The 13257-nt window shown below is 59.9% G+C and carries 11 protein-coding genes; 4 read left to right on the top strand and 7 right to left on the bottom strand.

Translation table 11 applies throughout. The annotated features are described in order from the left end of the window. Window positions 1-33 precede the first annotated feature (33 nt). Window positions 34-546: a thioesterase family protein gene (locus tag IHE39_RS17265; protein ID WP_192567331.1), complete on the bottom strand. Its 513-nt coding sequence runs from the start codon at window positions 544-546 to the stop codon at window positions 34-36. A gap of 80 nt (window positions 547-626) precedes the next feature. On the opposite strand from IHE39_RS17265, the gene IHE39_RS17260 reads away from it, so the two are divergent. Then, window positions 627-2585: an acetoacetate--CoA ligase gene (locus IHE39_RS17260; protein WP_192567330.1), complete on the top strand. Its 1959-nt coding sequence runs from the start codon at window positions 627-629 to the stop codon at window positions 2583-2585. 352 nt (window positions 2586-2937) lie between these two features. Here the strand turns inward: IHE39_RS17260 and IHE39_RS17255 are convergent, their stop codons facing one another. The 3 genes from IHE39_RS17255 to IHE39_RS17245 form a co-directional block, all read right to left on the bottom strand. After that, window positions 2938-4035, bottom strand: a complete 1098-nt coding sequence (locus IHE39_RS17255; protein WP_192567513.1) for a putative 2-aminoethylphosphonate ABC transporter ATP-binding protein — start codon at window positions 4033-4035, stop codon at window positions 2938-2940. A gap of 52 nt (window positions 4036-4087) precedes the next feature. Next, complete coding sequence (locus IHE39_RS17250; RefSeq protein ID WP_192567329.1) at window positions 4088-5023, bottom strand: alpha/beta hydrolase; 936 nt, start codon at window positions 5021-5023, stop codon at window positions 4088-4090. 129 nt (window positions 5024-5152) lie between these two features. After that, the gene (locus IHE39_RS17245; RefSeq protein WP_192567328.1) at window positions 5153-6202 is read right to left on the bottom strand and encodes a putative 2-aminoethylphosphonate ABC transporter substrate-binding protein; all 1050 of its coding nucleotides are present in this window, start codon (window positions 6200-6202) and stop codon (window positions 5153-5155) included. 290 nt (window positions 6203-6492) lie between these two features. Here IHE39_RS17245 and IHE39_RS17240 point away from each other — a divergent pair, with 290 nt between their 5' ends. Then, window positions 6493-8148, top strand: a complete 1656-nt coding sequence (locus IHE39_RS17240) for a putative 2-aminoethylphosphonate ABC transporter permease subunit (protein WP_192567327.1) — start codon at window positions 6493-6495, stop codon at window positions 8146-8148. 75 nt (window positions 8149-8223) lie between these two features. Then, window positions 8224-8991, top strand: coding sequence for a DeoR/GlpR family DNA-binding transcription regulator (locus tag IHE39_RS17235; RefSeq protein WP_192567326.1), 768 nt, complete (start codon window positions 8224-8226; stop codon window positions 8989-8991). A 245-nt stretch (window positions 8992-9236) separates the two neighbouring features. Here the strand turns inward: IHE39_RS17235 and IHE39_RS17230 are convergent, their stop codons facing one another. Beyond that, on the bottom strand, window positions 9237-10235 hold the full coding sequence (locus IHE39_RS17230; protein ID WP_192567325.1) for an NADP-dependent oxidoreductase: 999 nt from the start codon (window positions 10233-10235) through the stop codon (window positions 9237-9239). Window positions 10236-10294: 59 nt separating this feature from the next. Beyond that, on the bottom strand, window positions 10295-11083 hold the full coding sequence (locus IHE39_RS17225) for an SDR family NAD(P)-dependent oxidoreductase (protein WP_192567512.1): 789 nt from the start codon (window positions 11081-11083) through the stop codon (window positions 10295-10297). A 220-nt stretch (window positions 11084-11303) separates the two neighbouring features. Here IHE39_RS17225 and IHE39_RS17220 point away from each other — a divergent pair, with 220 nt between their 5' ends. After that, entirely contained in the window at window positions 11304-11867 is a 564-nt protein-coding gene (locus tag IHE39_RS17220) for a TetR/AcrR family transcriptional regulator (RefSeq protein ID WP_192567324.1), read from the top strand. Between the two features lie 116 nt (window positions 11868-11983). Here the strand turns inward: IHE39_RS17220 and IHE39_RS17215 are convergent, their stop codons facing one another. Further along, the gene (locus IHE39_RS17215; RefSeq protein WP_192567323.1) at window positions 11984-12616 is read right to left on the bottom strand and encodes a tyrosine-type recombinase/integrase; all 633 of its coding nucleotides are present in this window, start codon (window positions 12614-12616) and stop codon (window positions 11984-11986) included. Between the last annotated feature and the right edge of the window lie 641 nt (window positions 12617-13257).

Below are 13257 nucleotides of genomic sequence, written 5' to 3'. Positions count from 1 at the left end.
GCTCGCCTCGCTTCATGCGCGGCGGGCAAACTTTCATGCGGCGGGAGCAGCCCGGGCTTGGCCGAGACGGCGCGTCAGAGTGACCGTGTCGTCGAAAATATCGGGAACCGGCAACTGGTCATGCTCGGCCTTGAGTGCGGCGAAGCCCTCCAAGGCAAAGTCCTCGAACTCGGCGCTTTTGGCTCTGGCCGAGTCGACATGCAGCGAAACGATGTGTGCCGTGGCCGAGAGGCTGCCATTGTCGTGGTCGCGGATCTCGCAATAGATATGCGTGCGCTTGCGGTCGAAATCGACAAGACGGGCGCGAACTTCGATCTTTCCGCCACTTCTGATCTCCCGAAGGTAAAAGAAGCGGCTTTCGACAACGTAATCCGAGCGGCTTTGTCTCTTGCGATAGTTCCAGTCGAGCCCTGCTGCGGCATAGATCGCATCGATCGCCGGGTCGGCCGCCATGGCGTAGGCGGCGTAGTTGACGTGGCCGTTGTAGTCCCGCCAGGTCGGGTCGATCTGCGAGACAATGACGATGGGTTTCGAAAGTTGACTCATGGATGTTTATATAATTAAACATCTGGCGAAGCGCAAGCCTGTTTGCCTTGCCCGCTGCCACCCGACAAAGGACCGCGCCGATGTCCGTTTCCACCCCGCTCTGGACGCCTACTGCAATGCAAGTCGCGGCAGCGCCGTTGACGACGTTCATGACTGCGGCAGGCGAGCGTGCCGGACGGCCGTTCGCAAGCTATGCCGAGCTGCACGGCTGGTCGATTGGCGAGCGCGAGGCGTTCTGGGACCTGGTCTGGGAATTCTGCGGCGTCATCGGCCAAAAGGGCGGCCGCGTACTTGCCGACGGTGACAAGATGCCCGGGGCGAAGTTCTTCCCCGATGCCAGCCTGAACTTCGCGCAGAACCTGTTGCGCGGCTCGGGCAACGGCGAGGCCATCGTCTTCCGTGGCGAGGACAAGGTCGAGCGCCGGCTCAGCTGGGACGAACTTTCGGCGCTGGTATCGCAGCTGCAGCAGCTGTTCGTGTCGCTGGGCGTAAGCAAAGGCGACCGGATCGCGGCGATGATGCCCAACATGCCCGAGACGGTGGCCGCAATGCTGGCGACGGCCTCGATCGGGGCTGTATGGTCGTCATGCTCGCCCGACTTCGGCGAACAGGGCGTACTCGACCGCTTCGGTCAGATCGAGCCGAAATTGTTCATCGCTCCCGACGGCTACTGGTATGCCGGCAAGCGCATCGACGTCGCGGCCAAGATCGCAACGGTGGCAGCGAAGCTGACGAGTGCCGCCAAGGTGCTTGTCGTCGACTATCTCGGCACGGCGAAGGATGTGGCCTCAGGCATTGCCAAGGCCGAGGCGCTCGACGATGCGCTTGCGCCATTCGCGGCAAGGCCAGTGACGTTCGAGGCCCTGCCCTTCGACCATCCGCTCTACATCCTGTTCTCCTCGGGCACGACCGGCATTCCCAAATGCATCGTCCATTCCGCCGGCGGCACGCTGATCCAGCATCTTAAGGAGCAGCGCCTGCATGCCTCCCTGGTGCCCGGCGACCGCTTCTTCTACTTCACCACCTGCGGCTGGATGATGTGGAACTGGTTGGTGACGGGCCTGGCCTCGGAGGCAACGCTGCTGCTTTATGACGGCTCGCCCTTCCATCCCGACGGCAACGTGCTGTTCGACTTCGCCCAGACCGAGAAGATGACCTATTTCGGCACCTCAGCGAAGTTCATCGACTCGGTGCGCAAGGCTGGCTTGCGGCCAATCGACAGCCACGACCTGTCCACCGTGCGCACCATCTCGTCGACCGGCTCGCCGCTGTCACCGGAAGGTTTTGCCTTCGTCTATGACGGCATCAAGGCCAACGTTCACCTCGCCTCGATCTCGGGCGGCACCGACATCGTGTCATGCTTCGTGCTCGGGGTGCCGACCGCGCCTGTGTGGACCGGCGAGATCCAGGGCGCCGGCCTCGGCCTCGCCGTCGATGTCTGGAACGATGACGGCAAGCCGGTGCGCGAAGAGAAGGGCGAGCTCGTCTGCACCAAGGCGTTCCCGGCGATGCCGCTCGGCTTCTGGAACGATGCCGACGGGAAAAAGTACCACGCCGCCTATTTCGAGCGTTTCGACAATATCTGGTGCCATGGTGACTTCGCCGAATGGACAGCCCATGGCGGCATGATCATCCATGGCCGCTCGGATGCGACGCTGAACCCCGGCGGTGTGCGCATCGGTACCGCCGAGATCTACAACCAGGTCGAGCAGATGCCGGAGATCGCCGAAGCGATCTGCATCGGCCAGGATTGGGACGACGACGTGCGTGTCGTGCTGTTTGTCCGCCTCGCGCCGGGCATTGCCCTCGACGACGAGCTCGAAAAGCGCATCCGCACCAAGATCCGCATCGGCGCCAGCCCGCGCCATGTGCCGGCAAAGATCATTGCCGTGACAGATATCCCGCGCACCAAGTCCGGCAAGATCACCGAGCTTGCCGTGCGTGACATCGTCCATGGCCGCGTGGTCAAGAACAAGGAAGCGCTCGCCAATCCCGAAGCACTCGAGTTGTTTCTGGACCTCTCCGTATTGCAGGCGTAGGCGTCAAATCGTCATTGACGAGTTCGGCTTGCGGCCAACGCGACATCTGTAAGACGATGAAATTGCAACTAGCTTGTGATACTCACATGGCCGAGAAGGGGCGCCTTGTGGTGCGTCACAACCGGGGCCGACAGGAGACCGGCAGCTTTGGCGCTCAGACCTTAGATAGCGGACCTTGAAGTCGGCGCGAGGATTGTCGTGACCTGACCCTGAGCTGCGTTGACAGACCACCGCCGTTCGATAGCCGACCATTGGTCGCAACTTGTAAGATTTAGCCTGGCCCGCATCGCCGCACACGATAGACAGAGCTCGACAAACGGACCGCCGCGAACTTTCTCGCCGATTGTCGCAATCAGCCAGCAAAGACAAGCAGCCGCTCGTCCGGCAATTCCACCCGCATCGAAACACCGGCTGCGATGCCGAGCCTGCGGACTGCATTGATCGAGAAGTCGGCAACAAGGCCCTGCTGGCCAAGTCGGTCGGCGGCGAGCCGGGTGCGCCAGAACGCGCCGAGGAACTCCATCTCGGTGACGCTGACCTCGATCAGGTTACCCGGGCTGGCGACGTCACCGGTGTTTGGACCATAAGGAACAACATCGACCGGTCGAACGACCGCCACTGCCCGGACACCGGAAGCCAGTTGGTGCGGCGCGCAATCTAATACGGCCCCGGCGATCGCCACCTCACGTGGTGACACGACCTCGACAGGGAACTTGTTGGTTTCCCCAATGAAGTCAGCGACAAAAAGCGTCCTTGGTTGGCGATACACCTCTATCGGCGTACCCACTTGCTCGATGACGCCCTGGTTCATCACCACAATACGATCCGCCATCGACAGCGCTTCTTCCTGATCGTGGGTGACCATAATGGTGGTGACGCCTAGTTTTCGCTGTAGCTCCTTGATCTCGTGGCGAAGGTGCACTCGCACCTTTGCGTCGAGCGCCGAAAGCGGCTCGTCGAGCAGCAACAAGCCCGGTGAGATTGCTATCGCGCGGGCCAAAGCGATGCGCTGCTGCTGGCCGCCAGAGAGCTGAGCCGGATATTTCTTTGCCTGAGCGGTTAGGCCGACAAGGGTCAGCAATTCGTCGACGCGCGCCGCGATTTCAGCGCGGGGACGCTTGGTGTTTTCCAGGCCGAAGGCGACGTTCTTTTCGATCGTCAGGTTGGGAAACAGCGCATAGGACTGGAAGACGATGCCGTAGTCGCGCCTGGATGGTGGCAGGGCGGAGATGTCCTTGCCGCCTTGCAAGATCGTACCGCGTGTCTGCAGGTCAAGGCCGGCAATTGCGCGCAGCAGTGTCGTCTTGCCACAGCCTGACGGGCCTAGAAAGCAGATGAACTCACCTTGTTCTATGGCCAGCGAGACACCCTTGATGGCCTGGAACTCGCCGAACGCCTTCCAGAGATCCTTGATCTCCAGATAGGCCGCAACCGTATCATTTCTGAGCATGTTCACGAGCGCCTCGTTGTTTGGCTCTGGCTGTCAGCAAGCTCCGATGCGCTCAGCGCATCACGGCTTCCCTGATTGTCCGTCCGAGCTGTTCGAGTTCCGCAGCTGCCAGTTTGCTGGTGAAGCGGGCTCTCAGGAAGCCATGCATGGCGCCTTCGACGCAGCGATACTGAACCGATACGCCTGCCGCCTCCAGCTTCCTGGCGTAAATTTCGCCCTCATCCATGAGAGGATCATGATCGGCGGTGACGATATAGGCCGCCGGCAAGCGCGAATAGTCCGGGCAACGCAACGGCAGGGCATAATAGTCGTCCAGATCGTAGCGGCCACTCAGGTAGTCTTTCCAGAAACCCATCATCTGCGAGCGCTTCAGGAAGGGGTCGTTCTTGTTTTCAAGATAGCTATGCAGGTTGAAATCGGTGTCCAGGCAAGGGAAGATCAGATATTGCAGGCGCACGGTCGGCCCGTCCTTGTCCCGTGCCTTGAGTGCACACGCAGCGGCTAGATTTCCACCCGCGCTGTCACCGCCGATGACCATGCGTTCGGGGTCAATCCCCATTACGGCGCCGTTCTGTGCAAGCCACTCAAGCGTGAAGTAGCAATCATCGAAGGCTGCCGGATATGGGTTTTCCGGAGCAAGACGGTAGTTGATGCTGATGACTTGCACGCCTGCCGTTTCGGCTATGCCGGCAGCGTAGATGTCATGGGTGAAGACACTTCCGGAAACGAAGCCGCCGCCGTGAAAGAACAAGGCCGCGCCGCCGCCTTCCTGCCAACCGGCCGGCCGATAGATGCGGATGCCGATCTGTCTGCCCGGCGCCTCGATGAAGCGGTTTCGGATTGTCATGCCGGCCGGAAACCGCGTTGGAAAAAACTCCATCAGGGATTCACGAAACTCCCTGTGTCCGGCGGCGCTGTTGGGCGCCGCGATCTTGGAAAGAGTGCTGTTGACCTCGTCAACATAGGCCTGAATTCCATGCTCAAGCATGTCTTTGCTCCGTCTGTTGGGCGCGCGGAAACGGCCGGCGAAGCCGACATAACCCGCGATTTTGTTGATTGGTGGCGGCTGCGCCCAAGACGGACGCAACCGTGCAGTCTGTTACGTGCCTGGCTCGTCTCAGGGTTTGGGCTTGGGCTCGGATTTAACGCCGAAGCGGTCCTGCCATTGCTTCAGCACCACGTCGCGATGCTCGGCGGCCCAGCGGAAGTCATTGTTGATCATCAACTTTTCGGGCACATCGCGAAGACCTTCCACCGTCCCCTTCAGCTCCGGCCGGCCGATCACTTCCCAAAGCCCGGCATAGACCTTGTTGGCTTCGACACTGACTGCCCAGTCCATGAATTTCTTCGCGGCTTCCGGCTGTTTCGACGACTTAAAGATCGCAGCCGAAGAAAGGGCCCAGCCGACACCTTCGGTGGGCATGACGACTTCGATCGGAGCTCCGCGCTTCTTGAGCTGCAGGGCTTCGGACGAGAAGGAAATGCCGACGGGAAACTCCCCGCTCGCCGCCTGGATGCACGGCTTGGAGCCGGAATGGGTGTACATGGCGACGTTGTCGTGAAGGCCGGTCATGAACGTCCAAGCCTTTTCTTCGCCCAGGGTCTGGAGCCAACCGGAAACCGAGATGTAGCCGGTGCCCGACGAACTGGGATTGGGCATGACGATCTTGCCCTTGAAGCGGGGATCGAGAAGATCCTCCCAGGACTTGGGCAAAGGCAACCCGGCTTTTTCGGCTTCCATCGTGTTGAAACAGATCGCCGCCATATATGCGAACACGCCAGACCAATGCGGCGGCGACTGATTGTCTTTGAACTTAGGATCTAGGCCCTGATAGTCGGCCGGCTCGTAAGGTTGCAGCAAGCCGGCCTTGTCGAGCTGGATCACATTTTCCGAAGCAAGCGAAAAGACGATGTCCGCCGATGTGTTTGCACCCTCGGCCAGAAGTTTCGCTGCGATCACCCCGGTCGAATCCCGAACCCATTTGATGGAGATATCCGGGTTGGACGCGCGAAAGCTCCGCTCGTAGATCGGCAATTGTTCGGGTGCCACCGTCGTGTAGACGGTGATGGTTTCGGCGGCCTGTGCCGCCGTTGTGCTCAGGGCCGGAGCGATCGCGAGCAATCCTGCGACCAGCGCTGCCGAGATACCTGTTTGCTCTTTTGACATCCTCAACTCCCATTGATGGTTGGCACGTGCTTTTTTTGGCGACGGGCTGGCCTTGCGAGCCGGCAGGTTCGGAGATGGCTCCAGAGACCCGTTCACCACAAAACGGTACTACCGATTTGCGACCGTTACAATGTGGTTTTTGATTATTTCTGGACAGTTCGGTAATTTTCGGTCATCTGTATGACCAATCGGGCTTCCGAAATGGCCGACTTGCATCGACAACGGGGAAATGCGCAATGAGCACTTTGGACGGAATGCCTGGGCTGTTTGAGAGCAGGAAAGCACGTGCCATGAGCACCGACGAACGGCTGATGCGCTGGATCTGCTGGGCCTTCGTCGCCTTTTTTCTCTGCGCCTACCTCATGCCTCTGGCCGCGCTGTTTTCAAAAAGCCTGATGACTGCGGATGGCCTGTTTGCGGGCACTGCCAATTTCGCGACCTATCTGGCTACGCCCGCGCTCGGCAGCTCGATCACCAACAGCCTGGTGCTCGCGCTGGCCGTATCGACGATCAGCACGGTGCTTGCCTTTGCCTATGCCTATGCCTTGACGCGCAGCTGCATGCCGATGAAGCCGCTGTTTCGCACGCTGGCCCTGTTTCCGCTTTTCGCGCCGACCATGATGCCTGCGATTGCACTGCAGTACCTGCTCGGCAATCAGGGCTTCGCGAAATGGCTGCTTGGCGGCTACAGCGTCTATGGTGCGATAGGCATCACCATTGGCCATGTCGTCCTGATATTTCCGGTGGCCCTGCTGATCCTGACCACCGCCCTGCGCACCGCCGACGCCCGCCTCTATGAGGCGGCGTGGTCGATGAGGACCAGCAGGTTTCGCATCTTCTGGAACGTAACTCTGCCGGGGGTGAGATACGGCTTGCTCAGCGCATTTACCGCCGGATTCACGATTTCGATCACCGATTTCAGCGTCCCCAAGATCATCGGCGGTGAGTTCAATGTGCTGGCGACGGACATCTACAAGCAGGTGGTAGGCCAGCAGAATTTTGAGATGGGCGCGGTTGCGGGCGTCTTCCTGCTGATCCCGGCCGTGCTGGCATTCTGGGCGGATCGATACATCACCCGCCGACAGGCATCGACACTGGGGGCGCGGACCGTGCCGCTGCAGCCAAAGGCCAGCCTGTATGGCGACGGTGCCGCACTGCTCTACTGTTCGGTCATTGGCGGACTGTCGGTGCTGATGGTCGGCACCTGCGTTTATGCATCGCTGGTCGGCTTTTGGCCTTACGATCTGTCCTTCAGCCTGGCGCATTATGATTTCAGCTCGTCCAGCGGCCAGGGCTGGGAAGTCTATGTCAATTCGCTCGTTCTGGCGCTGGCCACGGCAATCATCGGCACGGCCATCGTCTTCCTTGGAGCGTACCTGGTCGAAAAAGGTCAGTACAACACGGCGGTTCGCCAGATCATCCACTTTTCGGCGACACTTCCGATGGCGATTCCCGGCCTGGTTTTGGGCCTGAGCTACATCTTCTTCTTCTCCAGCCCACAAAATCCGCTGAACTTCATCTATGGCACCATGGCGATCCTGGTCCTGAGCTCTGTCATTCATTATTACCCGGTCTGTCACATCATCGCATTGACCGCCCTGAAGCAGATCGACCCGGAGTTCGAATCCGTATCGGCCTCCCTTCGCGCTCCCTTCTACAAGACGTTCTTCCGCGTGACGGTGCCGATCAGCCTGCCCGCGATACTGGAGATTTCGTCCTATCTGTTCATGCACGCCATGACGACGACATCGGCGGTCATCTTCATCTACACGACCGACACGATGTTATCCTCGATCGCGATCCTGAACATGGAGGAGTTCGGCTACACGCAGAGCGCGGCCGCGCTTTCGGTGCTGATATTCCTCAGCTCGCTGTCGATACGCTTCGTCTTCGATCGCCTCTCAAGGAGGCTGATGCTGCGCACGCAGCGCTGGCGCTTGGCATAGTGCCCACTCCGGGCACAACCTTGACCGAAATATGCCCGATCGGGCATACGAGACTAAACAGCAAGGGGTCGTGATATGAGTCTGACCGAACAGCGCTGGGACCGCATCCTTTCTGTCGCGGCCGAGCGTCAGAAGGTGACGGTCAATGACCTGGCGCTCGAACTCGATGTTTCGCGCGAGACCATCCGCCGCGACCTGTCGCAGCTCGACGAGCGCGGCCTGCTGCAGAAGGTCCATGGCGGCGCGATCCATGTTCATTCGGCATCTGAAGGCGCTTTTCGCAAGCGTCAGGGGCAGAACGCCAAGGAAAAAAACACCATCGCCCAACTGGTCAACGAGCTGCTGAAGCCAGGCGAAAGCGTCATGATGAACGCCGGGACCACCGTCTATGCCGTGGCCAATGCCATTGCCAGCCGTGACGACCTGACGGTGATCACCAACTCGCTGGACATCGCGTCGCGGCTTCTGCACGGGCACGGCGGCAACAGCGTCGTGCTGCTGGGGGGGAATCTCGGCCGGGATTCCCAGACCTTTGGTGAAATGACCATGGAGGAGATCCGGCGCTTCAGGGTCGACCATGCCGTGCTGACCATCGGTGCCATGGACACGACCTCCATCTTCTTCGATTTCTCCATCGAGATTGCGTCGGTGGCGCGGGCGATGATGCAGCAGGCGCGGCAGACGACCATTGTCGCCGACAATCAGAAGCTCGGCCGCACCGCTCTTGTCGAGCTCTGCAAGATCAAGGATCTCAGCAGGGTGGTGACGGACGCGCCGCCAAGCGCCGAAATGAGCAGGGCATTCGCCGAAGCAAAAGTGGATGTGATATTTCCGGACGGCTAATCGATACTGCCCATTGCGCGGCCCAGCCCAATAGCTCCTAGTCCCAAAAGGGGCCGATTCCAGACCGACCGCTTTCTGGACGCCATGGATCGAATAGCTGCCGATAAGCGCGGGGTGATGTCATCGGCGGGTTCCGACCTTTATTGTTGCTATTCCGGCCTGAGGCGCGATTCTCAGAACCGGACATATCCGGCGCCAGCCTTCGATCTGGGCCGGGGTGAGATGCCGGGCGTGTCCAGGTAGCCCTACTTGAGCTGCACGACGACCTTGCCTTTGGCGCGGCCTGTCTCAATGTAGGCCAGCGCCTCGTTAGCGGCGTTGAAGGGAAAGACGCGGTCGATCACCGGTTTGATCGTCCCGGCTTCGAGCAGATTGGTGATCTGACGCAGTTGCGCGCCATCTGCTTTCATGAACAGGAACGAGTAGTTGACCTTCCGGGCCCTAGCTTTCCTGCGGATGCTAGAGCTCATTAGGCGTATGGCAAACTGAAGCACCCAATGGAAGCCCTGCTGCCTGGCGAAGGAAGGGTCGGGGGGACCCGAAATGGAGATGAGCTGGCCGCCGGATTTGAGCACGTCCAGCGATTTCTCGAGCGTTTCGGCGCCGAGGCTGTTGAGGACGACGTCATAACCCGAAACCGCTTCTTCGAAGGCCTCCTTGCGGTAGTCGATGACCACATCGGCGCCCAGCGTCGCGACGAGGTCCTTGTTGGCCGCGCTTGCCGTCGTTGCGACAGTGGCACCGAGGTGCCTCGCCAACTGAATGGCAATGGTACCGACGCCGCCTGAACCCGCGTGGATCAGCACCTTCTGGCCTTTCCGGATGCCTGCGCGCTCGACCAAGGACTGCCAGGCCGTCAGGCCCACCAGGGGGATGGATGCAGCTTCGATCATGGTCAGGTTGGAAGGTTTCAGTGCGACATCTTCCGCCTTCACGGCAATGAACTCGGCCAGCGTGCCGATGCGGCCATCGGGGACACGCGAATAGACCGCGTCGCCAGGCTTGACATCCCGCACATTTCGACCGACCCGAGACACAACGCCAGCAACGTCATGCCCAAGGGCGATTGGCAGCTTGTACGGCAGGATGGCCTTGAACTCGCCACTGCGGATCTTGGAATCGAGCACGTTGAGCCCCGCCGCATGGACCTCGATCAGGACGTCACCATCGCCCGTCTCTGGCATTGGGATATCGCCGAGGCGCAATGCGTCCTGTTTGTAGTGATCGAGGAGATGGGCTTTCATGATGCAACGTCCAGTTGGCCGACAAATGCGGCGAGGTGGTGCGGCAGGGTCGACAGCGATCAGTTGGAGATGCGGTAGCGCTCTGCGGGATGCATATTGCCGAAGCCGGGAAGCATGGCGTGGCGAGCGGCTTGGTAAGTGTCCCACTGGGCCGCTTCGGGCAGCGGAGGAATGGTGATCGTCTCGCGGCGGTCAAAGCCCACCAGGGCCGCATCCACCAGTTCGTCCACGGCCATCATGGTCGGCATGGTGCTGGTATCGGCACCGGCGCGCTGCCAGATTTCGGTGGCAGTAGCGGATGGCAGCACGGCTTGCACATAGACGCCCTTGGGTGCCAGTTCGTGGTTCATGCCTTGGGACAGGAAGGTGACGAAGGCCTTAGTAGCGCCGTAAACGGTCTGGCCGAACTCGGGAACGAGGGCGACGACCGAAGAAATATTGATGATCGAGCCAGCGCCCTCTTTTGCGAAGCGACTGGCGGCGACATTGGCAAGCCGCAGCACCGACATCGTGTTGAGGGCAACCAGACGTTCGATATCGTCGAGCGACTGCTGGTCGAATGCACCACCGAGAGCGGCGCCGGCATTGTTGATCAGAATGCCGATCTTCTCGTCATCGCGAAGGCGGCCTTCGACCTTGGCCAGATCGTCGCGGTTGGTCAGATCGGCGCGAAGAATATCAATGGCGACCCCCGTATCCTGCCTGAGCTTGGCGGCCAATGCTTCCATTCTTGCGCCATCCCGCGCGACCAGAACCAGATCGTGGCCGCGCCGGGCCATGCGATCGGCATAGGTTGCGCCAATGCCCGATGAGGCGCCGGTGATGAGGACAGATGGCAGCTGGGTCATAACGTAATCACTCTGTTTTTTTACATGATGGTCGTCATCATTGCGGCTAAATATGATAATCATCATGTAAATGTCAACGGTCGCTGACGGAAATCTTCCAGAGCCGGAGCACGTGCCGCTGCTGTCTTGTCCCAAATGGCCAAAACTCCTATATTGATGATATTCATCATATATGCTGATGGTGCCGCACGCGGCCCTGTCACTTCCACTGAGGCAGGCAATGAGAGTTACACGCGGGCAGATGGCGCAAAACCGCATCCGGATTCTGGACGCCGCCAGCGAGCTCTTTCGCGAAAAAGGCTTCGATGCGATAACCGTCGCCGAAATCATGAACGCCGCCGGGCTTACCCATGGCGGCTTCTATGGCCATTTCAACTCCAAGGAAGACCTCGTCGCCAAAACCCTCGACCATGTGTTCAAGGTCGATTCGAACGCTTCGTTCAACCTGTCGGATTACGTAGAGCGCTACCTTTCACCGCTCCACCGCGACAATCCAGGCAAGGGTTGTCCCACAGCAGGCATGGTGGCGGAGACCCGCCATCAGAGCGAAGCTGCCCGCCATGCCATGAGTGATGGCACGCGCGCCCAAATCGACAGAATTGCCTCGGGGATCAACGGCGAACCGGCCGAACGCCGTCGGCTGGCAATCGTCACCTGGGCCGCAATGGTCGGCACCATGATTATCGCGCGCGCGATTGAAGAACAGGCACTGTCTGACGAGCTGCTAACGGAAACGCGGACCTGGATCGATGAGGCTGTCGGCGGGGGTGTGCAAGGCAATTGAACGACCGCCTTCATAGCACGTCACGCTCAATGCTGCCTTTCCGCTTACCACCCCAGGACAGACAGAACGGAGCAGAAGCGGTCATCCGCCATGCATCGCGGATGACCGCTTCAATGTCAGATTTCAGTTCGCTCGGCCAGGAGCAGCGCATCCTCCACATCGACGCCGAGATATCGGACAGTGTTCTCGATCTTGGAGTGGCCAAGCAGGATCTGTATAGCGCGGAGATTTCCTGTCGCCTTGTAGATCATCGACGCCTTCGTGCGACGAAGCGAGTGGGTGCCATACTCCTCTGGTCGCAGCCCAATCGCTGCGACCCATTCGTCAACCAGGCGGGCGTATTGCCTCGTGCTCATGTGGCGGGCGTGATTGATCCGGCTTGGGAATCCATAGTCGTCGACCGATCCTCCGCGCCTTTCAAGCCAAGCCAGAAGGCTGGCTCTTACGTCGCTGGTGATCTCGAACTGGACCGGCCGGCCCGTCTTTTGCTGAACGACAATGGCACGGGTCCGGATTTCTGCCCCCGCAACCAGATCGCGGATCCTGATCTTGACCAAGTCGCAGCCGCGTAGCTTGCTGTCGATTGCCAGATCGAACAGCGCGCGGTCCCGAATGCGTCTCTCGCTATCGAGGAAGAAGCGAACAGCCCAGATCTGTTTCTGTGTAAGCGGACGCTTAGTTCCTACCTTCTTTCCTGCATTCCAAGCTGCTCGCTGACGGCCAGCGTCATCGTATTGAGAGTGACCCATGTGAGTTCTCCTCGGCCTTGATTGGCCGATGGAGAAACGGATCGCCAGCATCACCGCCTAGGGGCCGTTTCCGGACAGGCAGCATGCGGCTGTGCGAGCGGGCAAAGCTGCCATAACACAGCAGGGTGCAAGAATCCTTCATACGCCTGGATCGTCACCGGCATGAGGCGCTTTTCGTCTGTACCCGCCCGCGCGTAAACTGACCAAGACGTCGCCGGCAGTGTTTTGGGCTAGCTACGAATGTCTCTAAAGGCCTTCGCGGCACGGTCGGACATGCGCTTCGCATCTTCGTAAATGTGTGTCCGCGGTTCTCACCTTGGGCGCAGAGGTGTCAAACTGGCGAGCATCAACAATTTTCACCGGACGCGTGCACCGCCACGATAAGCACGACGGTGCCCTTCTTAGTGCGGAACGAAGATCCGGCTGCTGTGCTTGACCTTCTGCCGCCCGCCGTCGTCAGGACTGAACCAGCCGCCTGATTGCCGCCAGCTTTGTGCGACATTCCTCACCGACCGCCGCAAGCTTAATCAAGTACTGAGCGACATCAAGGTGGATGATGAAATGGTAGTGAGCAAAAATTATGTATTCGCGGGTATCAGGAGTCGAGAAGAACCTCCGATCGACTGCCACGAGAGATTGCC

This window comes from Aminobacter carboxidus (assembly GCF_014863355.1).
In the GTDB taxonomy this organism is placed as follows: domain Bacteria; phylum Pseudomonadota; class Alphaproteobacteria; order Rhizobiales; family Rhizobiaceae; genus Aminobacter; species Aminobacter carboxidus.
The sequence above is the reverse complement of the archived record's forward strand: the minus strand, read 5'-3'. Positions and strand labels throughout refer to the sequence as shown.

Coding starts and splice junctions, on each gene's coding strand:
- IHE39_RS17240 (WP_192567327.1), top strand. CDS start 6,493: ATGAGCACCGACGAACGGCTGATGCGCTGGATCTGCTGGGCCTTCGTC.
- IHE39_RS17230 (WP_192567325.1), bottom strand. CDS start 10,235: ATGAAAGCCCATCTCCTCGATCACTACAAACAGGACGCATTGCGCCTC.
- IHE39_RS17245 (WP_192567328.1), bottom strand. CDS start 6,202: ATGTCAAAAGAGCAAACAGGTATCTCGGCAGCGCTGGTCGCAGGATTG.
- IHE39_RS17215 (WP_192567323.1), bottom strand. CDS start 12,616: ATGGGTCACTCTCAATACGATGACGCTGGCCGTCAGCGAGCAGCTTGG.
- IHE39_RS17265 (WP_192567331.1), bottom strand. CDS start 546: ATGAGTCAACTTTCGAAACCCATCGTCATTGTCTCGCAGATCGACCCG.
- IHE39_RS17235 (WP_192567326.1), top strand. CDS start 8,224: ATGAGTCTGACCGAACAGCGCTGGGACCGCATCCTTTCTGTCGCGGCC.
- IHE39_RS17260 (WP_192567330.1), top strand. CDS start 627: ATGTCCGTTTCCACCCCGCTCTGGACGCCTACTGCAATGCAAGTCGCG.
- IHE39_RS17255 (WP_192567513.1), bottom strand. CDS start 4,035: ATGCTCAGAAATGATACGGTTGCGGCCTATCTGGAGATCAAGGATCTC.
- IHE39_RS17220 (WP_192567324.1), top strand. CDS start 11,304: ATGAGAGTTACACGCGGGCAGATGGCGCAAAACCGCATCCGGATTCTG.
- IHE39_RS17225 (WP_192567512.1), bottom strand. CDS start 11,083: ATGACCCAGCTGCCATCTGTCCTCATCACCGGCGCCTCATCGGGCATT.
- IHE39_RS17250 (WP_192567329.1), bottom strand. CDS start 5,023: ATGCTTGAGCATGGAATTCAGGCCTATGTTGACGAGGTCAACAGCACT.